This window comes from Deltaproteobacteria bacterium, from assembly GCA_011375175.1.
In the GTDB taxonomy this organism is placed as follows: domain Bacteria; phylum Desulfobacterota; class GWC2-55-46; order GWC2-55-46; family DRME01; genus DRME01.
Map to the genome: position 1 here is coordinate 1 of DRME01000065.1, position 24,242 is coordinate 24,242.

Genomic DNA, 24,242 nt, shown 5'->3' on the forward strand with positions numbered 1-24,242 from the left:
AAAAACTTTTAATGCGAGTTGGTTTCCCCCTGTTTTGCCTGGCAAAACAGGGGGAAACCAACTCGCATTGAAAGTCTTTGAAGGGGGTCTGGGGGAAACTTTCTACAGAAAGTTTCCCCCAGGGTAATTAACCAGAGCTTCCTTGAGGTGGGTTTGAGAGGACCTTTTTCGAGAAAAGGTTCTCTCACAGGAAGTGATTTCAGAGATTACGAGAGGACGACCCCTATGTTCATCGACAGGTGTCACATGTGCGGCGTCGAGCTGCCCAGGGGCAGCTTGAAATATATCGTTGAGATCAAGAGCTTCGCCGACTTCGACGGATACCTCGAGGAGTACGAGGAGTACGGCGACAGGGTGGGCGCCACGACTGTGGAGGCCATGGAGGAGCTTCTCGACGAGATCGAGGGCATGGACCCCGAGGAGCTGGAGGAGGACGTCTACCACCAGGGCGTCTACCTCCTGTGCAAGAGCTGCCGCGACAAGGTTGCGGTGACTCCTTTCCGTTACGGTTCGCTGGCCTTCAGCGAGGAGCATACCAAGGGCACGCTCCACTGAAGCCGCCCTCGCCACGGCGGCGGCGAGACCGGGGCCGGCGGGCGACTCCGTGACGGCGGCCCCTGTCGTTATCTTCCGCCGCGGCGTTGTCCCCTTTTAAGGGCTTTCCCGCTCTCCCGTCCGCTGTGGGCCCCGGCCGGCGGCCCCATACCTTCCATATGCGCCTTGCCGTCCTTTCCGATATCCACTCTAACCTGGAGGCCTTCGAAGCGGTCCTCTCGCTCATCGACCGTCTCGGCGTCGACGAGCTCCTGTGCCTCGGGGACGTGGTGGGCTACAACGCCGACCCCAACGCCTGCGTCCATATGCTGAGAAGTCTCGCGGCCCGCACCGTCATGGGCAACCACGACGCCAGGGTCGCCGGCCTCGACGACACCTCGCGCTTCAACCCCCCGGCCGCCGAGGCCGTGGCCTGGACCCGCTCGGTCATAACGGAAGAGAACGCCTCCTTTCTGCGGGGGCTGCCGGCCGAGATCGCTGAGGACGGCGACTTTGTGGCCGTCCACGGTTCTCCCGGCGACTACGACGCCTATATACTCGGCCCTTCCATGGCGGCCGAGAGCATGGAGCTTGTGGAGGACGGCGGCTTCAGGCTCTGTTTCTTCGGCCACACGCACAGGCCCGTCGCATATGTCGAGCGCGGTTCCGGGGTGGAGACGGCGACGGGACGCAGGGTGGCGCTCGGCGGGGGCCGGACCTGCATGGCGAACCCCGGAAGCGTCGGTCAGCCCCGCGACGGCGACCCCAGGGCGTCGTTTCTCGTCTACGACCGCGGGGAGGCCGTCATCGAGTTCTTCAGGGTCCGCTACGACGTGGAGCGCGCCGCCGCCAAGGTGCTGGCCGCCGGTCTTCCCGAGGCCTTCGCGTCGAGGCTCAAGGGGGGGTGGTGAGGCGCCCGCGCCGGCCGGAACGGCTCGGGGAGCATCCCTGTCCGTCATGACCGGGAGGGAGAGGCTTGCGGCCATCCTCGCCGGCCGGCCCGCCGACAGGCCGGCGCTGGTGCTGCCCGGCGGGCTCGTCACGGCTCCCTGCGCCGTCCTCCTAAGGGAGCTTTCCCTGGAGAGGCGGGCCCTTCACCGTGACTGGAGACTGCTGTGCCGCCTCTCGCTCGCCCTGTACCGCAGGGGCGGGCTCGACGCCGCGGGCCTGCCCTTCCGCCTCACCGTCGAGAGCGAGGCCTACGGCGGCGAGGTGGAGGACGACGGCTCCGGTCCGTTCTGCTTCGATTACCCCCTGCGCGATGCGGGGCGGTGGCGGGACCTCGACGGCCTCGACCCGGAAAGGGACGGCAGGCTCCCGGCGGTCCTCTCTCTGGTGAGGCGGCTAAGGCGGCTTCTGCCCGACACGCCGCTTATCGGGGACCTCGCGGGGCCGCTCGCTCTCGCCTCCGCGCTCACGCCGATGGATGGGCTCCTGAAGTCGCTCGCCTCCGGCGGCGCCGGGGTGTGCGGACTTCTCGACTTCCTCGCCGAAGGCTCGGCGCGCTATGCCGGGGCACTGGCCCGCGCAGGATGCGACGCCCTCTTCATCATGGAGCCGGCCGCCACGGCGCAGGTGGTGGGTCCCCGTCTCCTGGAGACCATGGTCGTGCCGCGGCTTCGAAGGCTCATCGAGGCCTCCTGCGCGGCGGGATGCGCCGCCATAGTCCATCTGTGCGGTCCCCTGACCTCCGTGGCCGCTCTTCTCGATGGGCTGGGACCCTGCGCCTTCAGTATCGACCGTCCCGATGAACTTCCGAGGCTCAGGGAAGCGCTCGCCGGAAGGGTCTTCATGGGGGGGCTCGACGCGGCGGTGCTGGAAGGTGGAAGTCCCGGGGATGCGGCCGCGGCGGCCCTGGCGGCGGCGCGGCGGGGCTTCGACATCATAGCGCCGGGCTGTGCCGTGACAGGTAGGCTCCGTCCCGAAAACCTCGCCGCCGCGTCCGGGGCGCTGAAGCGCGGGGTCCGGTGAGGGCTGCCGGCTCTGCGGCAGGGGGCTCAGTCGTCTGCGCCGAGGGCCAGGGCAACTTCCCTTGCGGCGTTCACGCCGGCGTAGGCGGCGGCCACCACGCCTCCGCCCAGCGAGGCCCAGTGGCCGGCTGCCCGCAGGTTTGCGAGCCCGAACTCCGGCGGCCTTACGCCCGGTCCCTGGGACCAGCCGTAGGCGGCGCCTGCCGTGTTGGCCGTGTACCTCTCCAGTGTCGCCGGCGTGGCCGCGTCCATGCAGACCGTTCCCGCGCCGAGCCCTTCCACGATGGTCTCGACCTTGGCCAGGAGCCGCCGCGCCAGGGCCGCCTTGTCCCTCTGCCACGAATCGGTCCAGCGGCTCGAGGTCATCTCGTGAGCCACCACGCTGTGGCAGCCCGGCGGTGCCATCGAGGGGTCCAGTATGGTCGGTATGGTCACGCCGAAGGTGGTCTCCGGCCTGAAGGGCGCCGCCGGGGCGAAGTCGGGCTCCATGTCGAAGTCCGAGAAGCTGCCGATGCTCGATGCCCTGCCGAGGCGGGCGAGGTCCATGCGCGCCCCCACGTAGAGTATGAAGAAGGACGACGAGACATCGGGAAGCCCATCGGGCGGTTCCCTTCCGGCAAGGGCCATGGTCCTGCGGTAGTCGATGTTGGAGATGAAGTGACGGGCCGTGAGCTCCTCGCCCTCGCTCGTGCACAGGGCCTTCACCCTTCCGCCTTCGGTCACCAGCCTTCGGGCCTCGACACCGGTGCGCACCTCTCCGCCCTTTCTTCTTATGCCCTCAACGACGGCCTCGGCGAGCCGCTGCGACCCTCCGGCCACGCGGTACGCCCCGGAGCGGAAGTAACTCATGACAAGGGCGATCATGGAGAAGGCCGAGACCCTGGAGGGCGAGAGGCCGTAGAAGGGGCAGCGGTCGGCGAGCACGCCCCTGAGCTTCGGATCGCTTACGTGCTCGTCGAGGAAGCGGTCGAAGGTGACGCCCGAGAGCCTCACTATCTCCGGTGAGAGCGGCGGCGAGGCCGCGCGGCCGAGGCAGTAGTCGCACCAGCCCATGATGTCGGAGTAGATGGCGTCCATGGCCCTGAAGAGCCCGTCGATGCCCTTGCTCTCCGCGGGAAAGAGGGCCTTCAGGTCTTCGGCGTAGCGCTCCATGGAGGCGTGGACATCGACGGTGAGCCCCGGAAAGAGGCTTCGCCGAATGGGGTCCACCCTCACGGGCGTCACCATCGATTCCACGCCGAGCTCTCTTAATACGACGCTCAGCGGACCGTCGCGGTCGAGTCCGCTGAAGCAGTCCACCGCCGCGTCGAAGGTGAAACCCCTGCGGCGGAACGACTGGAGGTAGCCGCCGGCCACGGGGTTCTTCTCCACCACCAGCACCTTCACCCCCCTGGCGGCGAGCCTCCCGGCGGCGGTAAGCCCGCCTATGCCGGCGCCTATGACTATGCAGTCGAAGTCCTTGGCCATCTCCCCTCTCATGGAAGCCCGGTCTCCCGGCGGTCTCTTATCGCGTGGGAACCCTGTCTCCTTGACGTTTGTCCATGAGGGCCGCGGCGGCCGGCACTACGAGGAGCGCGGCGGCCATGGACGCCCCTATGCCCATGACGATGACCGTTCCCAGCGAGGCGAGGCCCTTGAAGCTCAGGGCCGTGAGTGAAGCGAAGCCGGCGACCGAGGTGGCGGCGCACATGAGCACCGAGCGGCCCGCCGAGGCGAGTCCCTCTTCCCCCCCCTCGTCCCATCCCCGGACCATGTATATGCCGTAGTCTACGCCTATGCCGAAGACAAGGGGCGCCGCGCCGACGTTTATGAAGTTGAAGTCCACGCCCGCAAGGCCCATGAGTCCCGCCGTCCACAGGGCGCCCGCCGCCAGCGGCGCGAGCACGAGGACCGCGCGCCGCAGCCCTCCGAACCGAAGCGCCAGTATGAGCACGACGGCCGAGAAGGCCGCCGCCGAGGCCATGACGCTCTCGCCGATGACGGCGCCCCGCAGCTCTCTCAGGATCACGGGGCCGCCGGTGACCGTGACGCCCTCGAGGGCCGAGAGCGCGCCGGCCGCCTCGGCGAGCCTGTCTTCGCGCCACCGCCCGTCCACGGGGTAGACGTAGGCCGCCGCCGCGGCCCGCTCCTTATTGTAAAAGAGGGCGCTCCTTTTTTCACCAAGTTTTTCGAGGTCCCCGAAGGTGAGGGGGGCCCGCCGGGACAGGGCCCCGGCGAGCCGGGCGGCGTACTCCCCGTAGTAGGGATCGGGCTCGAAGCCCTCGGCCTCGAGGGCCGCGAGAAGGCGCGCCCCGATGGTCGCGGCGTCCATCTCCCCGAGCCGCTCTATGGCCCTCAGTTGCCTTGAGAGGGGCGGCAGGAAGGTGCGCAGCGAGGAGAAGCCGCCGATTGCGCCGTCGGAGGCGAGGCGGTCGAGCGTCGACTCCACCCTGTCGTAGCGGGCCAGAAGCTCGGAGGGCGAGGCGGCCGCCACGGCGACGAGCAGCGGGTTGCGCCTCTGTGCGAGAGTCGCCGAGAGCCTCTCCTCCAGCCTCGCCGCCTCGCTTCCCTCCATGCCGAGCTGGGCCGCGCGGCTGTCGAAACGCACGCTGCCGGCCGTGACGGCGGAGGCGGCGGTGAGGAGGAACGCTGCGAGCAGCGCCGACAGGGGACGGTCCTTCACGAGACGGAGAAGGCGGCCCCGGCCCGCCGCGGGCCTCCTCGGAGAGAGGGCCGCGGGCCCGGCGATGGCGATGGCGGCGCCGAGGAAGAAGACGGTGCTGAGGAAGGCGGCTGCAACGCCTATGGCCGCCACGAGGCCGAGCTCGTGGAGACCGCGGAAGCTGGTGAGCACGATGGTCGAGAAGGCGAGCGCCGTGGTAGCGGCGCCGGTGGCCACCGCCGGGAGCACGGCCGGCCAGGCCCTCTCCATGGCCGCCCTCACGTCTCCCGCGCGGGCGTACTCCTCCTCCACGCGGTTGCAGAGGTGGATGGCGTAGTCGATGCCGAGACCCATGAGCATGGCGGCCACCACGCTGGAGACGATGTTGAGCCCTCCGAAGAGGAGGTAGGCCGCGGCAAGGGTTGCGAGGAGCGCCAGGGCGAGTGCGGCCGCCGTCAGGACGAGCATGAGCAGCCTCTTGCGGTAGACGAACTGGAAGAGGAGGAAGACGGCGGCCGCAGTGGAGACGAAGGCCGCCGTCACCTCGCCGCCGAGGGTGCGGCGCGCCTCCATGGCGAGGGCGAGGGGACCGGCGAGCCCCACCTTAAGGAGTCCGCCGTGGTCGGCCTCGAAGTCCCTCGCCACGGTCGCCATGGTCTCGTCGAAACGGGAGAGGAAGGCGAGGTCCCGGGCCGACGACAGGGGACGGACGATTATGAGCGCCGCCCCGCCGTCCTTCGTGGTGTAGTAGCCTGTGCGGCCGTAGGGGACATCCTCCATGAGCCTCGATGCCGCAAGGTCCAAGAGGCCGAGTGGGTCTCTCCTCATGAGCTCGAAGTCCGCGGGCGTTGCAAGGGGGGAGAGGAGGCGGCGGCGGTTGCCGGCGATGCGGCGGCGCACGCCTTCGGCGCTGATGCGCCTTTCGAGCTCGTCGAGCCCCTTTTCGTCGAGGAAGAGGGGGAAGGCCTCCATGACGAGCGAGGCCGAGCCGTGGACCCTGAAGTCCACGAACTCGACAAGCCCGGTGGCCCGGATCCTCGCGGCCAGGTCGTCGACGGCCTCGAGGTCGGCCGTAACCGCCGCGCCGTCGCTTCGCTCCACCACGACGATGAGGTTGTCGCCCGCGCCGAAGGTGTCGAGAAAGCCGCGAAGCGCCTCCGTGGCCGGGTCGTCGGAGGGGAGCACGTCGAGCATGTCGGTCCTGAGCTCCATCCTGAGCACGAGGACGAGACAGACGAGGCCGACGGCCGCACAGGCGGCGACGATGACCTTGCTGCGCTCGTGTACGAACCCGGCCAGGACTTTGAAAAAAGTCTCCATGAATGTGGTAGGATACTACCGGAAGGGCCGAAAAGCAACGCAAAAGGGGGGCGCGGACGGCTGTTGCTTTGTGAGGGAAATTCTGGTTAATTACCCTGGGGGAACCGTGGGCCTATGACTCTTTACAAAAAAGCTCCCTCAGGGTAAATAAATCAGAGCTTCCTGAGAAAGGTATCTTCTTTGGAAGAAGGGTTATCCTACCCACGCCGTCTGCCTGCGGGGCGGCCCCCGGAAGGTTCGGCCCGCGCCAGGCGGGGGTTGTTTACGCCTTTGCGGCCCGAACCTTCCGGGGGCCGCCCCGCATATGCAAACAACATGGAGGGGTCCTGCGGACGCGGCTCTTCGGTCCTCGTTGTCGGAGGGTTTCCCCCCGGCGCAGTATACATGGGAGCTTCCCTGGTGAAGAAAAAGAGCATAGTATTCGTCAATCCGCCGTACACCGTGTGGGACGAGCGTGTGAGGCTTCCGAGGGCGCTGGAGAACACCATGCCCTCGCTGGGGCTCCTGGGGCTTGCCGCGGTGGTGCGGGAGGCTGGCTGGGAGCCCCACGTGGTCGAGGCCGGGGCCCTGGGGCTTTCGCTCGGCGAGACGGCGCGCCTTGTGGTCTCGAAGGACCCGGCCGTGCTCGCCGTGAGGGCCTCGACCGTGTCGGTCGTGAACGGGGCGCGTCTTGCGGCGATGGTGAAGGAGGCGGCCCCTCACGTGACGGTCGTGCTCGGAGGCCCCCATGTGAGCGCCGTGCCCGCAGAGACGATGGAGCGGCTGCCGGTCTTCGACTTCGGAGTGGTCGGCGAGGGGGAGCTCACGCTCGTGGAGCTCCTCTCGGTGCTCGACGGCGGAGGTGACCCGGCGGGGATCAGGGGGCTCGTCTTCGTGAAGGGCGGGGAGACGGTGGTGACGGGGCGGAGGCCATATATCGAGGACCTCGACGGCCTCCCCATGCCGGCCTGGGACCTGCTCGACGGCTTCCCGGGGGCCTACCGGCCTCCGCTTCTTAGCTACCGGGCCCTGCCGGCCGCCTCGCTCGTCACGTCGAGGGGCTGTCCCTACGGCTGCACCTTCTGCGACCGCTCGGTCTTCGGCCGCCGCTACCGGGGATTCGGCGCCGCCTACGTGGCATCCATGGCCGAACGCCTCGTGACCGCTTACGGCGTCCGCCACATCCTCTTCTACGACGACCTCTTCTCGGTCTCGAAGGACAGGCTCGTCGAGGTCTGCCGCCGGTTGCGTCCCCTGGCCGAGGGGCACGGGCTTACGTGGAGCTGTGACGCCCGCGTGGAGAGTGTTACGGCCGGGACCCTCGCGCAGATGAAGGCCGCCGGATGCTGGGAGATAGCCTACGGCGTGGAGAGCGGCTCGCAGGAGATACTGGACCGCGTGGCCAAGGGGACGAGGCTGGAGGAGGTGGAGCGGGCCGTGCGTCTCACCCATGAGGCGGGCATAAAGGTCAAGGGGCTCTTCATGATGGGCCATCCGGGAGAGACGCCCCGGACCATACGGATGACCGTGGAACTGGCCCGCCGCCTCCCATTCGACCATATAAACATCAGCAGGTTCACCCCCTATCCCGGCACGGCCGTCTACAGGGAGGCCTCCCGCTGGGGCGAGTTCCGCGAGGACTGGGAGCGCATGAACGCCATGACGGCCGTCTTCGTGCCGAGGGGATTTACCGAGGCGTCCCTTACAAGGGCCTACCGCCGCGCCATCCTCGATTTCTACGTGAGACCCTCGGTCCTGTGGCGGCTCGCAAAGGACCTCGTGCGCAATCCCGATACGGCGCGCAGGCTCCTCGCCGCCCAGGGAGAGCTTATAGGCTCGCTTGTGAGAATGCCCTTCCACGGCCTCCGAGAGGGCGGCCGCAAGGGCCCGCCCGCCGCTTAACCCATCGAGTTTGCTTGCCTTCCGGGACTCTTTGTGCTAACATCGTCCAGATGTCCATGAAGACGAACACTCGGGGGATGAACCCCCGGACTGCGGCGCCCGCCGCAGTGGGCGGAGGCGGGGAGCTCTTCGAGGGGGAGCGGCGGGCTCATGGCGCCGCAGGGGCCGACAAGGTCCGCAGACACCTTCTCGGCAGGCCCTCGGTCTACCGCTGCGGCATAGCCGTAGTGGACAAGGTGCCGCTGCGGCTCATGTACTTTGTCGCGGAACGGGTGGCCGAGCTGAGCTGCCTCTTCTACGCCGGGGCAAGGCGAAACGTGAGGCGCAACCTCCATGCGGCGCTCGCAGAGACGGGCCGCCGGGCCGGCCCGCGCCTTGTATTGAGTACTTTCCGTAATTACGCGAGATACCTCGTCGACTTCGGCAGGCTCGCTTCCGCCGGCAAGGCCGCTGTCCTCGGCGAGCTCCAGAGCATCGAGGGTACGGAGCACATAGAGCGGGCCATGGCCGACGGTCGCGGCATCATAATGCTGACCGCTCACCTCGGCAACTGGGAGCTGGGCGGGCTCTTTTTCGCCACCGGCGACCTGCCGGTGAACGTCCTCACAAAGCGCGACGGTCTCGAAGAGGTCGACCGCATAAGGGACTCGTACCGCAGGCGCTTCAACATCAACACCATAGTGCTGGGCGACTCGCCCTTCGCGGCCCTCGACGTGATGGGCGCCCTGCGTCGCGGCGAGATAGTGGCCATGCTCGTCGACCGCTCGGCTCCCGAGGGCGTGGAGGTCGAGTTCCTGGGCAGGCGTTTCGTCTTCCCCACTGGACCCATCCGGCTTGCGCGCCGCACGGGCGCGCCGCTCATGCCGGGATTCGTCGTCAGGGAGGGAGAGGGCTACAGGGCCGTGGCCGAGAGCCCCATCCACCTGACCCCCGACGGTCCCGACGACGCCGCTGCGGCCCGCGCGATCCTCCGGGTCTTCGAGCGCTACATAAGAAGATACCCGGACCAGTGGTACAACTTCGTCCCCTTCGACGCCCCCTGAGCCGTCGCGGAGCGGAAAGTTTGTCGTACATCGGCGGCGGCTGTTGTGTTACAATACCGGTTGCGGTGACGGAGCGGCGCTCCCGCCGCGCTCTATAATTGGAACAGGACGGAGCTTCCCGAAAAACCCGGCGCCGCTGCGGCGCCCTGACCGGAGAGAACATGTTCACTTCCCTTCTCGGTTTCTTTTCCAATGACCTCGCCATCGACCTCGGCACGGCGAGCACCCTCATATACGTAAAGGGCAAGGGCATCGTCACCAACGAGCCCTCGGTGGTGGCCGTGAAAAAGGACGCCCGCGGCAAGAAGGTCCTGGCCGTCGGCAAGGAGGCCAAGGCCATGCTCGGCAAGACGCCGGGCTCGATCACGGCCATAAGGCCGCTCAAGGACGGCGTCATCGCCGACTTCGAGGTCACCGAGGAGATGCTCAAGTACTTCATCACCAAGGTCCACAACCGGCGGCTGCTCGTGCGGCCCCGCATCATCGTCGGCGTGCCCTCCGGCATAACACAGGTCGAGAAGCGGGCCGTGCGCGAGTCGGCCTACTCGGCCGGCGCCGCCGAGGTCTACCTCATCGAGGAGCCCATGGCGGCGGCCATAGGATCGGGACTGCCCATAACCGAGCCCTCGGGCAACATGATCGTCGACATCGGCGGCGGCACCTCGGAGATCGCCGTCATCTCGCTCGCCGGCATAGTGCACGCCAAGTCCATACGCATCGGCGGAGACAAGCTCGACGAGGTCATAATCCAGTACATAAAGCGCAAGTACAACCTCTCCATAGGCACGGGCGTGGCCGAGAAGATAAAGATGACCCTCGGTCTCGCCATGCCCGACGAGGAAGAGCAGATTATGGAGATAAAGGGCTCCAATCTCGTGACCGGCATACCGGCGACCATGGAGATAAATTCGCGGGAGATACGCGAGGCCCTCAACGAACCGATCAACACCCTCATAGAGGCGGTCAAGCAGGTGCTCGAGACGACACCGCCCGAGCTCGCGGCCGACCTCGTCGACAAGGGCATAGTGCTTGCCGGAGGAGGGGCTCTGCTGCGCAACCTCGACGTCATACTGCGCGAGGAGACGAGCCTGCCCGTCACCATAGCCGACGACCCCCTCACCTGCGTGGTCAAGGGCGCCGGCAAGGTCCTCGACGAGATAAGACTGCTGCGGGACGTGACGATACCTACCTGAAGGGGCGGTGAAAGGGGCTGGGTCCCGACAGGGCCCCGCTGGAGAAGAGGCGCACCGTCGTGCAGTACTTTCTCAGGCGTAACAGGATACTCATAGCGGCCATGGCCCTCGGCCTGCTCTCGCTCCACCTCTCTTTCACGAGCAGGCGGGGCGTGGGCGGATCGGTCATCGTCGACGAGGTGCTCGCCGCGGGCGCGGCGCCGGTGCAGAAGGCGCTGCTTCGGATAAGCGGGGCCGCGGCGTCGGTGTGGGACGACTACATATACCTCGTGGGCCTCAAGCGCGACAACGACGCCCTGCGCCGGAGGGTGGCGAGACTCATGGAGGAGAACAACCGGCTCAAGGAGGAGCTGCGCCTCAACGCCAGGCTCCGCCGGATCCTCTCCTTCAGGAAGCGCACCTCGCCCCGTACCGTCGCTTCCGAGATACTGGGCTTCAGCGGTCTCGCCGGCGGCGGCTGGACCAGGACGATCACGCTCGACAAGGGCAGCGCCGACGGAATAGGCATAGACATGCCCGTGCTCAGCCCCGACGGCGTCGTGGGGAGGATCATAGATACGACGCGCCATACGGCGGTGGCGCTCCTTCTCACCGACCCGCGCTCCAACATCGACGTGCTCGTGCAGCGCACGAGGGTGAAGGGGGTGGTGGAGGGCAACGGCTCTGGCGGACTCACCCTCAAGTACGTGACCGAGATAGACGACGTGCGTCCCGGCGACAAGGTGATAACGGCCGGGCTCTCCGGCATCTTTCCCAAGGGGCTGGTCATAGGGGAGGTCACGACAGTGGAGAAGGGCGGCGACAACTTCTTCAAGTACATAGAGGTCGAGCCCGGCGTTGACATCATGAGGCTCGAGGAGGTGCTCATAGACACCGGCAGGCGCAGTCCCTTGCGCGGCTCTCCGGCCCGCGGCCCCGCCTCCGGGTAGGGCGCGGCCGGGCCCTGTTTGTTTACGGTCACAAGCCGCCGTGATGGACTTTCTCGTATACCTCCCCCTTACGCTCCTGTATCTCGCCGCGAGGAGCACGCTCGCCCCCGGCCTGCCGCTGCCCGACCTCGCGCTCGCCGCGGTCTTCTACCTGGCTTACGACAGGCCGTCGCTGTCCGGCGTCTTCCTCGCCTTCCTGCTGGGTTACATGGACGACGTCTTCTCCGGCGGCGTCATAGGGGCGACGAGCTTTTCGCTCGTGCTCGCCTACGCGGCGGCGCACCTCGCGGCACGGAAGGTCCACTTCTCGACGGCGGCCATGCAGGTGCTCGGCGTGTCGGTGCTGGCGGCGGTCAAGGGGCTTGCGACCTATCTGCTGCTCGGCCCTTCGGGCCCTGACGCCGTCTCCCTCGTCTACGTCGTCCCCGGCGCCGTTGTCACGGCACTGAGCGCGCCCTTTCTCATAGCGCTCTTTGTGCGCATCGACGGTCTCGTCAAGTCCCGCTCCGGCGGTGACGCCCTGAAGTGATGGACTACTTCGACTCCAAGGAACCGGCCGAGCTCAGGCAAAGGCTCGTCGCGGCGGCCGCCTTCGTCGTCGCCGCCTTCCTCCTGCTGGGCCTGCGCTTCTGGTATCTCCAGGTCGTGGAGGCGTCCCTCTTCCAGGAGCTCTCGCACAACAACCGCATCCGCCTGCGCCACATCGATCCCCCCCGCGGCATCATCTACGACCGCGACCGCATCCTGCTCGCCGAGAACAGGCCGGGCTTCGACCTCGCCATCGTCCCCGAGGACGTCGTCGACCGGGAGGGGACGCTGCGCACCCTCTCCGTGCTCGTGGACATGGACGTCGCCGAGATGGAGGCGAGGCTCAAACGGGCGAGACGCCGCTCGCCCTTCCAGGCCGTTACCGTAAAGGAGGACCTCGACTGGGAGGAGATGGTCCGGGTGGAGGGATTCAAGTTCGAGCTGCCCGGCGTGGTGCTCGACGTGGGGCCCAAGAGGATATACCCCTTCGGCGAGATAACGGCCCACCTCATAGGCTACCTCGGCGAGGTGAGCGAGCGGGAGCTTGCCGCCGGCGTGGACGACAGGGGGCGCGTCTATCGCCGCGGCGACGTGTCGGGCAAGTACGGCATCGAGAGGGCCATGGAAGGGGTGCTGCGCGGCAGGCACGGCGGCAAGCAGATAGAGGTGGACGCCCTTGGGCGCGAGGTGAAGGTCCTTGAGATGATCCCGCCCGAGCCGGGCGACAACATACGGCTCACCATAGACCTCAAGACCCAGATAGCCGCATGGGCGGCCATGCGGGACCAGGCCGGAGCGGTGGCGGCCATCGAGCCCGCGACGGGCAGGGTCATAGCCCTGGTCAGTACGCCGTCCTTCGACCCCAACGTCCTCACTTCCGGCATGTCGCGCAAGGAGTGGGAGCGGCTCGTGCGCCACCCCAGGAAGGTCCTCACCAACCGGGCCATACAGGGCCAGTACCCCCCGGCCTCGACCTTCAAGCCCATAACGGCGGCCGCGGCCCTGGAGGAGAACGTCCTCACCCTGGACACCGAGATATTCTCCGGGCCGGTCTTCAGGTTCATGAACCGCGACTACCGCGACTGGAAGGAGTCGGGCCACGGCCGCATAAACGTCCACCGCGCCATCGTCGAGTCGTCGGACACCTTCTTCTACCAGGTGGGCGTGAAGCTCGGCGTCGACAGGATAGCCGAGTACGCCCGGCGCTTCGGGCTGGGCAGGCCCACGGGACTGGGCCTGCCCGACGAGAAGTCGGGACTCGTGCCCTCGACGCGCTGGAAGCGCCGCGTCTACGGCACCGTCTGGTATCCCGGCGAGACGCTGAGTGTGGCCGTGGGACAGGGATACATGCTGGCCACGCCGCTCCAGCTCCTTGCGGCCTACAGCGCCATAGCGGCCGGCGGAAGGTTCATGAAGCCCCAGCTCATAGAGGAGATAACGGCGCCTGACGGGACGGTCATCAAGTCCTTCGAGCCCGTGGAGACGGGCAGGCTCGATCTCTCGCCCCGCACGCTGGAGGTCATACGCAACGCCCTCAGGGGCGTGGTCCACGAGGAGGGGGGCACGGCGCGAAGGCTCGCCGCAAACCCCTTCAGGATCGCCGGCAAGACGGGCACGGCCCAGGTGGCGACACTCAGGGAGCGGGTCGACGACATCGAAGAGGTCCCCTACAGGCTGCGCGACCACGCCTGGTTCGCCGGCTTCGCCCCCTACGACGACCCCCGCATAGCCGTGGTGGTCATAGTGGAGCACGGCGGCTTCGGCGCGAGGGCCGCCGCCCCGGTGGCCTACGAGGTCATAAAGGCCTATCTCGAGGAGAGGTACCGCGGGAGCGACGAAGAGGAAGAGCGGCCTGCGCCCTATCCGGCGAAGGCGGCCGCAGGGACGGCAGGGACGGGGGGAAGACGATGATCAACAGACGGTTGCTGGCGCAGATGGAGTGGCCGCTCCTGTTCATAACCCTGGCCGTGGCCCTGGCCGGGCTCGCCAACATATACAGCTCCACCTTCGTGCAGGAGATCGACATCTACAACAGACAGCTCCAGTGGCTTGCCGTCGGCCTCGTCTTCATGGCCGCCGCCATCGCCTTCGATTACACGCTCCTCGACAGGTACGGCTACTTCATATACTTTCTCGCTCTCGGCCTCCTCGTCTGGGCGCTCGTCTTCGGCCGCACCGTGGCCGGGACGCAGAGGTGGATATCCCTGGGCTTTGTCACCTTCCAGCCCTCGGAGTTCACCAAGCTGGCCGTCATAGTCATCCTCGCCAGGCACTTCGCCGCCAGACCGGCGCGCCCCGGCGGCCTGGCGCTGAGGGACCTCGTCTTTCCGGCCTTGCTCATCGCGGTGCCCTTTTTCCTCGTCGCAGCCCAGCCGGACCTGGGCACGGCCCTCATATTCGTGCTCATATTCTGCTCCGTGGTCCTGGTCGTCAAGGTCAGGCTGAAGACCGCAGCCGGCCTGCTCCTCGCCTTCGCGCCGCTCGTGCCCATAGCCTGGGGCTCGCTCAAGGGCTATCAGAAGGCGCGGCTTTTGAGTTTCCTCGACCCCTCGTCCGACCCCCTCGGCTCCGGCTACCACCTGCTCCAGTCCAAGATCGCCATCGGCTCCGGCGGCTTCTGGGGCAAGGGCTTCACAAAAGGCACCCAGGGCAAGCTCATGTTCCTGCCCGAGCATCACACGGACTTCATCTTCTCCATACTGGCCGAGGAGTGGGGGCTTGCAGGCTCGCTCACCGTCATGGCGCTCTTCCTCTCGCTCATCCTCTACGGGCTGCACGTGGCCCGCAGCTCGAAGGACAGGTTCGGCTTCCTGCTCGCCCTCGGCCTCTCTTCGCTCTTCTTCTGGCACATAGTGATAAACCTCGGCATGGTATCGGGGCTCATGCCCGTGGTGGGCGTGCCGCTGCCCTTCTTCAGCTACGGGGGGTCTTTTCTCGTGACGGCCTTCATCGGGGCGGGACTGCTGATCAATATCAAGATGCGGCGTTTCATCTTCTGATTCCGCCGCCCCCGGGGGCTGGAAGTTCGGCGGCTGCTTGCCCTGCCGCCGGCGGTGGCTCGGCGTGGGGTCCAGGGGTTCCGAGCGGAAGTGGTTTGACGAAATGAGAGAGCGGATCGTCGAGTTTCTTGCCACGGCGGCCTATGCCGGACGGTCTTCGAGGGCGCCGGGGACGATGGGGAGCCTCTGGGGGCTGGTCTTCGGCTACGCGCTCTCCGGGTTGTCTGCCGCCGGGGGCGCCGCGGTCCTTGCCGCCGCCGTGGCGGCGGCCGTGTGGGTCGGCGCCGAGGCCGAGCGTGCGGCCGGCGGCAAGGACCCCCGGCACATCGTCTGCGACGAGGTGGTGGGCATGATGACCGCCGTGTACCTGCTCCCCGCCACGACGGGGACCCTCATATTGGCCTTTTCTCTCTTCCGGTTTTTTGATATCCTTAAGCCTCCGCCCGTGAGCACCATGGAGAGGGTCTTTTCGGGCGGCGCGGCCGTGGTCTTCGACGACGTGGCCGCCGGTCTGTGCGCCAACGCGGCGGCGCGGCTGGTGCTGTGGCTTGCCGGTTGAGGGGACCGGAGGGGGAGGTGACTTTGACGGGGGCTTACGAGCGGGCGCTGGAGGCCTCGCGGCGGGCCGGAGCGGCCCTTCGCCGGGGCGGGCTCACGCTCGCCGCCGCCGAGAGCTGCACGGGCGGGCTCATAAGCGCCCTGGTCACCGACGTGCCCGGAAGCTCGGAGTACTTCCTCGGCGCCGTGGTGGCTTACAGCAACGACGTGAAGGTGAAGGTGCTCGGCGTGCCCCGCGCGCTGATCGAGGACAGGGGCGCGGTCTGCGAAGAGACGGCCGCCGCCATGGCCGGCGGCGCAAGGCGTCTTCTCGGCGCGGACATCGGCGTGTCGGCCACAGGCATAGCCGGTCCCGGCGGGGCCGTCGAGGGGAAGCCCGTGGGGACGGTCTTCATCGCCGTGGCCTCGGACAGGGGTGTTTCCGTGAGGAGACTGGCGCTCAGGGGCGGAAGGGCGGACGTGAGGCTCGCCGCGGCCGCAGAGATCCTCGGTGAAGTGAGCGCCGCCTGCGAGCGGATCCGGGGGGGCGCCCTGTAGCGAGGCGTCGCGCCGCCCTGTTGGAGATGCGGCGTTGTGGCCCGCCGGGGGGGGTGGGGCGGCCCGCGCCGGGCGGGGTTGTTACGCCTTTGCGGGCCGACCCCGGCGGGCCGCCCTGGAAAAGAGAGATGGGAGCTGGCGGGGACCCGGCCCATGCGGCCTTTGTGCGGCAAGTCCCCCCATGACGCAGGGAACGGGTGGGCGAGGAGGATAACAGGCGGATTCGGGCCTTCGTGGCCGTCGAGATACCCGATTTTCTCAGGGACGAGTTGCGAAGGCTTGCAAGGGAGCTTCGCAGGGGCGGGAGCGCAGCGAGCTGGGTGAGACCGGAGAACGTCCACCTGACGCTCAAGTTTCTCGGCCAAGTGGACGAGGCCCTTGTCGGTCCTCTGGGAGAGGCCGTGGCCGGGGCCGCCTCCGGGGTGCGGCCCTTCCGGCTCACCACGGGCCGGGTCGGGGCCTTTCCCTCGCTTGCCGCCCCGAGGGTGGTATGGCTCGGCGTGGAGCCCTGTGAGGCGCTCTCTCTGCTGCACCGGAGGATCGACGATGCCCTCGGCGAGCTCGGCTTCGAGCGCGAATCGCGCCCCTTCAGGCCCCATCTCACGCTGTGCCGCATACGCTCGGCGGCGGAGGGGAGAAGGCTCGGCCGGTTCATAGGGCGCACGGCCCCGGCCGTGAACGCGTCGTTCCTCGTGGAATCGGTCACGCTCTTCAAGAGCGTGCTCGGAGCGGGAGGTCCCAGGTACGCGGCGCTTGCACGGGCGCGGCTCGATACTTCGTGAGTTGCGCCAGCACGCCCTCGAATATCTCGGAAGACGATGGAATAGGAAACTCTGATTTATTGCACTGAGGGAACCTTTTTGTAAATAAGGTTCCCTCAGACTCCCTCCAAAAACTTTTAATGCGAGTTGGTTTCCCCCTGTTTTGCTAGGCAAAACAGGGGGAAACCAAGTCGTATTGAAAGTCTTTGAAGGGGGTCTGGGGGAAACTTTCTACAGAAAGTTTCCCCCAGGGTAAATAAAGAGGCGGGAGGTAAAAACGATGGCCAAGGGTTCCATGCAGGCGAGACCGCCGGCCGAGGCCGGTTCTGCGGAGCGCAGGAAGGCGATAGAGCTCGCCATAAGCCAGATAGAGAAGAACTTCGGCAAGGGTTCGATCATGCGGCTCGGCGACGGCGACGTGGTCAAGGGGGTGGCCGTCATCCCCACGGGCTCGCCGTCGCTCGACATCGCCCTCGGCGTGGGAGGCGTGCCGCGTGGCAGGGTGATCGAGATATTCGGTCCCGAGTCATCGGGCAAGACCACCCTTGCGCTCCACATCGCCGCCCAGGCCCAGAAGGGCGCAGGCACGGTGGCCTTCATCGACGCCGAGCACGCCCTCGACGTAAACTACGCAAGGAAGCTTGGCGTCGATACCGACGAGCTGCTCCTCTCCCAGCCCGACTCGGGAGAGCAGGCCCTGGAGATAGCCGACATCCTGGTCAGAAGCGGCGGCGTGGACCTCATAGTCATCGACTCGGTGGCGGCCCTCGTGCCCCGCGCCGAGCTCGAGGGCGACATGGGGGACGCCCACATGGGGCTCCAGGCGAGGCTCATGAGCCAGGCCCTGCGCAAGCTCACGGCCACCATCGGCCGCAGCCGCACCTCCATGATCTTCATAAACCAGATACGTCACAAGATAGGCGTCATGTTCGGAAGCCCCGAGACGACCACGGGCGGAAACGCCCTCAAGTTCTACGCCACCATCAGGATGGACATCCGCAGGATAGGGCAGATAAAGCAGGCCGAAAAGATAATGGGCAACCGCATCCGCGTAAAGGTGGTGAAGAACAAGCTCGCCCCTCCCTTCCGGGACGCCGAGTTCGACATCCTCTTCAACGAGGGGATATCGCGCGAGGGGGACCTCATCGACCTCGCCGTCAAGGCCGACGTGGTGGAGAAGACGGGCTCCTGGTACTCCTACGGCTCCGAACGGCTCGGCCAGGGACGGGAGGCGGCCAGGGCCTTTCTCAAGAACAACCCCGATACGGCGAGGGAGATAGAGACGAAGGTCTACAGCCACTTCGGACTCGCCAAAGCGGAGGAGTGACGTCAAATGGCCAAGATAGATCTCAATTCCATACTCAATCTCGCCGTCAGGGAGAACGCCTCGGACGTCCATCTCAAGGCCGGACTGCCGCCCATCCTCAGGATATACGGCAACCTGCTGCCCATAAAGCACGAGCGCCTCTTCCCCGACGACGTGGCCAGGTGCGCCATGGCCCTCATGAACGACGTCCAGAAGGAGACCTTCCGCGAAAAGCACCAGGTCGACATGGCCTACAGCGTGCCGGGGCTCGGCAGGTTCAGGGTCAACGTCTTCCAGCAGCGCGGCGCCGTGGGCATCGTCCTCAGGGTCATCCCCATGGTCATAAAGGGCTTTAGTGAGCTCCACCTGCCGCCCATACTCGAGAAGATCGCCGACGAGGTGCGCGGCCTCGTCCTCGTAACGGGCATAACGGGAAGCGGCAAGTCCACGACCCTGGCGGCCATCATGGAGCACATCAATACGACGCGCTCGTGCAACATCATATCCGTGGAAGACCCCATAGAGTTCCTCCACCGCGACCGCAAGAGCATCATAAACCAGCGCGAGATAGGCGTTGACGCCGTGAGTTTCGCCGAGGCCCTGCGCGGCGCGCTGCGCCAGGACCCGGATGTCATAATGATAGGCGAGATGCGGGACCTCGAGACCATCGAGATCGCGCTCACCGCCGCCGAGACGGGACATCTCGTCCTCTCCACGCTCCACACCATAGACGCCATGGAGACGATAAACCGCATAGTCTCCGTCTTTCCGCCCTACCAGCAGAAACAGGTGCGATTCCAGCTCGCAAGCGTCATAAAGGGCATCATCTCGCAGCGCCTCATGCCCACCAAGGACGGCAAGGGCCGCGTTCCGGCCGTCGAGGTCCTCGTCTCCACGGCCCGCATACGGGAGTGCATCGAGGACAAGGAGAAGACCAAGGACATCTACGACGCCATCGCCAAGGGCCACACGAACTACGGCATGCAGACCTTCGACCAGTCGCTCATGAGCCTGCTCAACAAGGGGCTCATCTCCTACGACGAGGCCATCCGCCAGGCGAGCAACGCCGCCGACTTCGACCTCAAGATCAAGGGCATCTCCGCTACGAGCGACATGGGCTGGCAGCAGATCGAGGAAGGAGAGGCCGCCTCCTCCTCTTCCGACGACGATATCGAGCGGTTCTGAGCCGGCGCCGTGGGGAGGCAGCGGGTGCCGCGGACCGGGGAGGGCAAGGGGCCGTCGGCCGTTGAGGCGGCGCTGCGGCTGCTTTCGTACAGGGCCCGCAGCCGCAGGGAACTCGAGGAGAGGCTCGCCGCCAAGGGGTTCGGCCGCGACGAGACGGAGGCCGCCCTTTCGCGCCTCGAGGAGACGGGCTACATCGACGACAGGGCCCTGGCCCGCGCCTTTGTCCGCTCCCGCATGGAGGGGCGCGGCTGGGGTCCGCTCAAGATCGCCGCGGCGCTCGCTCAAAGAGGTGTCGAGGCTCCGGTCATAGAGTCGGCGCTCGGCGAGGTCCGCTCCGGCGAGGCCGCCGCCGCTGCGGCGGCCCTCGACAAGTGGGCCCGCATCAGGGCGGTGCCGCTGCCGCTGTCCCGGGAGGACGCCGTCAGGGCCCGGCGTTTCCTCCGGGGCAGGGGTTTTACGGCCGAGGCCGTCCGCACGGCGCTTGAGGGCGCGGCGAGGCCGGGACCGCCGGACTCTGACTGAGACACCTATTGCACAGGGGGCATTTCTCGGCCCGAAGGGGGAAAGTGTTCGTCATATGAAGTCATCGGAGATAAGGAGGAGTTTCCTCGACTATTTCGCGCAGCGGGGCCACCGCGTGGTGAAGAGCTCGGGGCTCGTTCCCATGGGGGACCCGACGCTGCTCTTCACCAACGCCGGCATGGTGCAGTTCAAGGGGGTCTTTCTCGGCGAGGAGACACGGGAGTACAGCCGGGCCGTGTCGAGCCAGAAGTGCATGCGCGCCGGCGGAAAGCACAACGATCTCGAGAACGTGGGCCATACGGAGCGCCACCACACCTTCTTCGAGATGCTCGGCAACTTCTCCTTCGGCGACTACTTCAAGGAAGGGGCCATCGAGTACGGCTGGCAGTTCCTGACGGAAGTGATGGGACTGCCTGCCGAGCGGCTCTGGGCCACGGTCTACGAGGACGACGACGAGGCGGCCCGGCTCTGGGTGGAGAAGACGCCGCTGCCGCCCGAGCGGGTGGTGCGCCTGGGCGAGAAGGACAACTTCTGGTCCATGGGCGAGACCGGCCCCTGCGGCCCCTGCTCGGAGATAATCATAGACCAGGGCGAAGACGTGGGCTGCGGCCGGCCCGGCTGCGCCGTGGGCTGCGACTGCGACCGCTACCTCGAGCTCTGGAACCTGGTCTTCATGCAGTACAACCGCGACGCCTCCGGCAGGCTCACGCCCCTTGCAAAGCCGTCGATAGACACGGGCATGGGCCTTGAGCGCCTTACGGCCGTGCTCCAGGGAAAGCACAGCAACTACGACACCGACCTCTTCATCCCCATCATAAGCCGCATAGAGGAGCTCTCGGGCGTGCGCTACGGCGACTCGCCCTCGTCGGACGTCTCCATCAAGGCCGTGGCCGACCACGCCCGGGCCGTGACCTTCCTCATAACCGACGGCATCCTTCCCTCCAACGAGGGGCGCGGCTACGTGCTGCGCAGGATACTTCGCCGCGCCGTGCGCCACGGCCGCTTCCTCGGCCTTTCCGGCCCCTTCCTCCACAAGGTCGCGGAGACGGTCATAGAGATAATGGGAGAGGCGTACCCGGAGGTCGTGCAGGCGGCGCGGACGGTGGAGAAGGCGACGAGGAGCGAGGAGGAACGTTTCTTCGAGACCCTGGAGCGGGGTCTCGCCATGCTCGATGCCGAGGTGGCGGCCCTGGAGGCGTCGGGCGGCAGGGTCCTGTCGGGAGAGACCACCTTCAGGCTCTACGACACCTACGGCTTCCCCGTGGACCTGACGGCCGACATCGTGCGGGAGCGGGGCATCGACATCGACGAGGCGGGCTTCAACGAGTGCATGGAGGAACAGCGCCGCAAGGCCCGGAGCAACTGGAAGGGGGCGAGCGCCGGCGAGGCCGGCGAGCTCTACGCAAGGCTCGCCGAGGCGGGCCTGCGCAGCGAGTTCGTCGGCTACGGTCTCGACGCTGCGACGTCGCGGGTGCTCTGCATCATATCGGGAAGCGGGACCGTGGAGGAGGCCGCGGCGGGCGGGCGCGTGGGCATAGTCACCGAGGAGACGCCCTTTTACGGCGAGTCCGGCGGACAGGTGGGCGACCGTGGAGTGATTAGCGGCCGGTCCTTCAGGGCCGAGGTCCTCGACACGAAGCGGCCCCTGCCCTCGCTCATAGTCCACAGCGTGGAGGTCGTGGAAGGCTGCGTCCGCGTCGGTGACAGTGTGGAGCTCGCCGTCGACGCGGAAAGGCGCGAGGCCCTGCGGCGAAACCATACGGCAACGCACCTGCTCCACGCCGCGCTGCGCGAGCTTTTAGGCGAACACGTGCGCCAGTCGGGATCGCTCGTGACGGAGGGCCACCTCCGTTTCGACTTCAGCCACTTCCAGGGCCTCGGTCGCGCCGAGATCGACGCCGTCGAGGAGAGGGTGAACAGGGCCGTCATGGCGAACAGGGAGGTCCTGACCGAGACACTCCCCTACGACGAGGCCCTGAGGCGCGGCGCGCTCGCCTTCTTCGGCGACAAGTACGGCGAGCGGGTCCGGGTCGTGGAGGTGCCGGGCGTGAGTGTGGAACTCTGCGGCGGCACTCACGCCGCCCGCACCGGCGACATTGGGCTTGTGCGGATCACGTCGGAGAGTTCGGTGGCGGCCGGTGTGAGGCGCATAGAGGCCGTCACCGGCATCGAGGCCCTGCGCTGGTCGAGGAAGGCCGAATCGATGCTTCGCCAGAGCGCGGCTCTTCTCAGGAGCTCGCCGGCCGAGGTGCCGGACAAGATAAGAAAGCTCATGGAGCGCGCAAAGGAGCTCGAAAAGCGGCTCCACGAGGCGAAGTCGACGGGGACGGCGACGGAGATCGACTCCCTTGCGGCCTCGGCGCGCACCGTCGCGGGAGTAAAGGTCCTGGCCGCCGTGGTGGACGGCGACCCCCGGGCGCTTCGCTCCATGGCCGACGTGCTCAGGGGAAAGCTCGGCTCGGCGGTGGTTGTGCTCGGCTCGGCGGCGGGCGGCAAGGCCTCCCTGCTCGCCGCGGTGACCAGGGACTTGACCGGCAGGATAAGTGCCGGCGAGGTCGTGAAACGCCTGGCCCCCGTGGTCGGCGGGCGCGGCGGCGGCAGGGCCGAGCTCGCCCAGGCCGGAGGCAAGGATACGGCGAGACTCGCCGAGGCGGTGGAGAGCGCCTTCGACACGGTGGCCGCGCTTCTCAAGTAGGAGGAACTTTTTTTCTGTAGAAGGGCCAGAGGTCCGCCTTCCCCAAGGCCCCGTGTGTTATTCGTACCTTCGGCGGTCTGCGGGAGGTTCGGCCCGCGCCGGGCGGGGTTGTTACGCCCTTGCGGCCCGAACCTCCCGCAGACCGCCCCCGGGCGGCGGACGCCGGTAAGATAAAAGACTGTCGATACGAGTCACAAAAAAGCTTCTCTCAGATTTCTACTGCTCTTCCTCCATGGACGGTGGGAGCCCGGTTTCATTGACTTTTCGTGAATGAAATTGTTGTGTTGTTATGGTCTTGGTGTGTTTTTGTCTGGGAATGAGGCCAGATGGAGATTTTGTGTAGAATAATAAGCTGTATGTCTGACTATGTCTTGAGGGAGCAGGGGAACAGTGCCGGGGAACGAGAACTTTGAGACGATTAACAAATGGTTAGGCTGGGGTGATCCGAAGGAAGGGCTGTGGTTTATCGGGATGGAAGAAGGCGCTCGGTTCACCGAAGAAACCGTATCACAATATCGAGACAAAAGGTATCTCGAAGTCGAAAAAGGCGCTAATAAACTCGATTGGCCGGTAGCAAATAGGACGGCCAAGATTGCAGCGTCTTTATTGGGATTGAGCGACCACGTGGCCTATCGGGACACTATCCTGTGGCGCAAAGGCAGCCGGGTCTTTAATGGCAACATTCTGCCCTTGGGAAAGCCAAGTCGTTCTGCGTGGCCAGAATGCTATGAATATATTTTTGGGATTTCCCTGAAAGAATATCAGGAATACTTTCAGAAAGATGAATACAAGGATGGCCGATATCGGGCCTTTCGTGAATTGCGCAAGGAGATGAGCCCTCAGGCGATCGTCTGCTTTGGCAAGGAGTTTTGGCCGCAGTTTTCCGAGTTGTTTCTTTGCGGTTCTAAGGAGAAGCCTACTCAACATGGTGGCTGCGCAGTTTATCAGCAGGAACGAATGATATTGACCGGACATTTCAGCCGCGGCAGTGCATTTCCAAATGCTGATTTAGATATCGTAGTGAACCACCTCAAGGACTGGAAGGTCCGAATTGGGGGGTAGAGGGATTGCCACATAACATAGATTTCCGCCGACTCGGAAAGGAAAGTGATAAAGCGGGCCGAACCTCCCGCAGACCGCCCCCGGGCGGCGGTACTGTCAGGTAAAACACTAACACCGCACATTATGTGTCATTTTGTTACCGTCTCTACTATGGATATGTCTTCTCTTATCCATTCATTCACTATTGTCGAAACATCAACGCCTTTTTTCTTTGAGAGCTTTCTCAGCGCTTCCATCATGTCGGGTTCAAGGTAGATGGGTAAATACAGTTCTGCATCTGGACGATAAAACTTGCCTCTCTCGCCTTTTGAAAAGTCGTATTCTTTTTTCATTCATTTCCCCTCCCCATACTGTCTTGACTCTTTTCTTGTTGCCTTACGGGCAGAAATAATCCTGATTCTGCAACTCTCGGCATCCACTTGCTGGAAAGTATGTACTACAACCAACACAGAGCACCATTCCTGTCAATGCCGATTGTAGCCCACCGGTCTTCATATTCGCTATGGTCGGTGTCAAATATGCTTACCATTCTTGGATCAAGAAAAATAGTAGATGCCTGCTCAAAAGTAATTCCATGT

General features: G+C 65.9%; 21 protein-coding genes and 1 pseudogene. 18 read left to right on the plus strand and 4 right to left on the minus strand.

What is annotated here, in order from left to right:
* The first annotated feature begins 225 nt into the window (after positions 1 to 225).
* From ENJ37_05435 to ENJ37_05445, 3 genes are all read left to right on the plus strand, one after another.
* Positions 226 to 555 carry a hypothetical protein gene (locus ENJ37_05435; GenBank protein HHL39929.1) on the plus strand — a complete coding sequence of 110 codons (330 nt, stop codon included), beginning with the start codon at positions 226 to 228 and terminating at the stop codon, positions 553 to 555.
* A gap of 62 nt (positions 556 to 617) precedes the next feature.
* Positions 618 to 1,445 (plus strand): metallophosphoesterase, encoded by an 828-nt coding sequence (locus ENJ37_05440; GenBank protein ID HHL39930.1) that lies wholly within the window; start codon positions 618 to 620, stop codon positions 1,443 to 1,445.
* A 46-nt stretch (positions 1,446 to 1,491) separates the two neighbouring features.
* The gene (locus tag ENJ37_05445; protein HHL39931.1) at positions 1,492 to 2,505 is read left to right on the plus strand and encodes a hypothetical protein; all 1,014 of its coding nucleotides are present in this window, start codon (positions 1,492 to 1,494) and stop codon (positions 2,503 to 2,505) included.
* A 26-nt stretch (positions 2,506 to 2,531) separates the two neighbouring features.
* On the opposite strand, the gene ENJ37_05450 is transcribed toward ENJ37_05445, so the two are convergent.
* Together ENJ37_05450 and ENJ37_05455 are read right to left on the minus strand one after the other, a co-directional pair.
* A complete protein-coding gene (locus tag ENJ37_05450; protein HHL39932.1) occupies positions 2,532 to 3,983 on the minus strand; it encodes an NAD(P)/FAD-dependent oxidoreductase in 1,452 nt (483 codons plus the stop codon).
* Positions 3,984 to 4,008: 25 nt separating this feature from the next.
* Complete coding sequence (locus tag ENJ37_05455) at positions 4,009 to 6,465, minus strand: hypothetical protein (GenBank protein HHL39933.1); 2,457 nt, start codon at positions 6,463 to 6,465, stop codon at positions 4,009 to 4,011.
* Between the two features lie 315 nt (positions 6,466 to 6,780).
* Here ENJ37_05455 and ENJ37_05460 point away from each other — a divergent pair, with 315 nt between their 5' ends.
* From ENJ37_05460 to ENJ37_05530, 15 genes are all read left to right on the plus strand, one after another.
* The gene (locus ENJ37_05460) at positions 6,781 to 8,346 is read left to right on the plus strand and encodes a radical SAM protein (protein HHL39934.1); all 1,566 of its coding nucleotides are present in this window, start codon (positions 6,781 to 6,783) and stop codon (positions 8,344 to 8,346) included.
* Between the two features lie 50 nt (positions 8,347 to 8,396).
* Positions 8,397 to 9,389 (plus strand): acyltransferase, encoded by a 993-nt coding sequence (locus ENJ37_05465; GenBank protein ID HHL39935.1) that lies wholly within the window; start codon positions 8,397 to 8,399, stop codon positions 9,387 to 9,389.
* Positions 9,390 to 9,550: 161 nt separating this feature from the next.
* Complete coding sequence (locus ENJ37_05470; protein ID HHL39936.1) at positions 9,551 to 10,582, plus strand: rod shape-determining protein; 1,032 nt, start codon at positions 9,551 to 9,553, stop codon at positions 10,580 to 10,582.
* Between the two features lie 59 nt (positions 10,583 to 10,641).
* The gene (mreC, locus tag ENJ37_05475; protein HHL39937.1) at positions 10,642 to 11,511 is read left to right on the plus strand and encodes a rod shape-determining protein MreC; all 870 of its coding nucleotides are present in this window, start codon (positions 10,642 to 10,644) and stop codon (positions 11,509 to 11,511) included.
* 40 nt (positions 11,512 to 11,551) lie between these two features.
* Positions 11,552 to 12,040, plus strand: coding sequence for a rod shape-determining protein MreD (mreD, locus tag ENJ37_05480; GenBank protein ID HHL39938.1), 489 nt, complete (start codon positions 11,552 to 11,554; stop codon positions 12,038 to 12,040).
* Positions 12,040 to 13,950 (plus strand): penicillin-binding protein 2, encoded by a 1,911-nt coding sequence (gene mrdA / locus ENJ37_05485; GenBank protein ID HHL39939.1) that lies wholly within the window; start codon positions 12,040 to 12,042, stop codon positions 13,948 to 13,950. The genes mreD and mrdA overlap by 1 nt, the downstream gene beginning before the upstream one ends.
* Complete coding sequence (gene rodA, locus ENJ37_05490) at positions 13,947 to 15,038, plus strand: rod shape-determining protein RodA (GenBank protein HHL39940.1); 1,092 nt, start codon at positions 13,947 to 13,949, stop codon at positions 15,036 to 15,038. The genes mrdA and rodA overlap by 4 nt, the downstream gene beginning before the upstream one ends.
* Positions 15,039 to 15,141: 103 nt before the next feature.
* The gene (locus ENJ37_05495; protein ID HHL39941.1) at positions 15,142 to 15,597 is read left to right on the plus strand and encodes a phosphatidylglycerophosphatase A; all 456 of its coding nucleotides are present in this window, start codon (positions 15,142 to 15,144) and stop codon (positions 15,595 to 15,597) included.
* Entirely contained in the window at positions 15,552 to 16,133 is a 582-nt protein-coding gene (locus ENJ37_05500) for a nicotinamide-nucleotide amidohydrolase family protein (GenBank protein ID HHL39942.1), read from the plus strand. Before ENJ37_05495 ends, ENJ37_05500 begins: the two co-directional genes overlap by 46 nt.
* A gap of 197 nt (positions 16,134 to 16,330) precedes the next feature.
* Positions 16,331 to 16,915 (plus strand): RNA 2',3'-cyclic phosphodiesterase, encoded by a 585-nt coding sequence (thpR, locus tag ENJ37_05505; protein HHL39943.1) that lies wholly within the window; start codon positions 16,331 to 16,333, stop codon positions 16,913 to 16,915.
* A 274-nt stretch (positions 16,916 to 17,189) separates the two neighbouring features.
* A complete protein-coding gene (recA, locus tag ENJ37_05510; protein HHL39944.1) occupies positions 17,190 to 18,221 on the plus strand; it encodes a recombinase RecA in 1,032 nt (343 codons plus the stop codon).
* A gap of 15 nt (positions 18,222 to 18,236) precedes the next feature.
* Positions 18,237 to 19,385: a type IV pilus twitching motility protein PilT gene (locus ENJ37_05515; GenBank protein HHL39945.1), complete on the plus strand. Its 1,149-nt coding sequence runs from the start codon at positions 18,237 to 18,239 to the stop codon at positions 19,383 to 19,385.
* Positions 19,386 to 19,409: 24 nt separating this feature from the next.
* Entirely contained in the window at positions 19,410 to 19,907 is a 498-nt protein-coding gene (locus tag ENJ37_05520) for a regulatory protein RecX (protein ID HHL39946.1), read from the plus strand.
* A 55-nt stretch (positions 19,908 to 19,962) separates the two neighbouring features.
* Complete coding sequence (alaS, locus tag ENJ37_05525; protein ID HHL39947.1) at positions 19,963 to 22,602, plus strand: alanine--tRNA ligase; 2,640 nt, start codon at positions 19,963 to 19,965, stop codon at positions 22,600 to 22,602.
* A 390-nt stretch (positions 22,603 to 22,992) separates the two neighbouring features.
* On the plus strand, positions 22,993 to 23,664 hold the full coding sequence (locus ENJ37_05530) for a hypothetical protein (protein ID HHL39948.1): 672 nt from the start codon (positions 22,993 to 22,995) through the stop codon (positions 23,662 to 23,664).
* Positions 23,665 to 23,792: 128 nt separating this feature from the next.
* Here ENJ37_05530 and ENJ37_05535 read toward each other — a convergent pair whose 3' ends face one another.
* Together ENJ37_05535 and ENJ37_05540 are read right to left on the minus strand one after the other, a co-directional pair.
* The gene (locus tag ENJ37_05535) at positions 23,793 to 23,996 is read right to left on the minus strand and encodes a hypothetical protein (GenBank protein HHL39949.1); all 204 of its coding nucleotides are present in this window, start codon (positions 23,994 to 23,996) and stop codon (positions 23,793 to 23,795) included.
* Positions 23,997 to 24,242 (minus strand): annotated as a pseudogene (locus ENJ37_05540) (BrnT family toxin).

Coding starts and splice junctions, on each gene's coding strand:
- ENJ37_05495 (HHL39941.1), top strand. CDS start 15,142: ATGAGAGAGCGGATCGTCGAGTTTCTTGCCACGGCGGCCTATGCCGGA.
- ENJ37_05465 (HHL39935.1), top strand. CDS start 8,397: ATGTCCATGAAGACGAACACTCGGGGGATGAACCCCCGGACTGCGGCG.
- alaS (HHL39947.1), top strand. CDS start 19,963: ATGAAGTCATCGGAGATAAGGAGGAGTTTCCTCGACTATTTCGCGCAG.
- mrdA (HHL39939.1), top strand. CDS start 12,040: ATGGACTACTTCGACTCCAAGGAACCGGCCGAGCTCAGGCAAAGGCTC.
- ENJ37_05445 (HHL39931.1), top strand. CDS start 1,492: ATGACCGGGAGGGAGAGGCTTGCGGCCATCCTCGCCGGCCGGCCCGCC.
- ENJ37_05535 (HHL39949.1), bottom strand. CDS start 23,996: ATGAAAAAAGAATACGACTTTTCAAAAGGCGAGAGAGGCAAGTTTTAT.
- recA (HHL39944.1), top strand. CDS start 17,190: ATGCAGGCGAGACCGCCGGCCGAGGCCGGTTCTGCGGAGCGCAGGAAG.
- ENJ37_05435 (HHL39929.1), top strand. CDS start 226: ATGTTCATCGACAGGTGTCACATGTGCGGCGTCGAGCTGCCCAGGGGC.
- rodA (HHL39940.1), top strand. CDS start 13,947: ATGATCAACAGACGGTTGCTGGCGCAGATGGAGTGGCCGCTCCTGTTC.
- ENJ37_05455 (HHL39933.1), bottom strand. CDS start 6,465: ATGGAGACTTTTTTCAAAGTCCTGGCCGGGTTCGTACACGAGCGCAGC.
- ENJ37_05460 (HHL39934.1), top strand. CDS start 6,781: ATGGAGGGGTCCTGCGGACGCGGCTCTTCGGTCCTCGTTGTCGGAGGG.
- ENJ37_05450 (HHL39932.1), bottom strand. CDS start 3,983: ATGAGAGGGGAGATGGCCAAGGACTTCGACTGCATAGTCATAGGCGCC.
- ENJ37_05470 (HHL39936.1), top strand. CDS start 9,551: ATGTTCACTTCCCTTCTCGGTTTCTTTTCCAATGACCTCGCCATCGAC.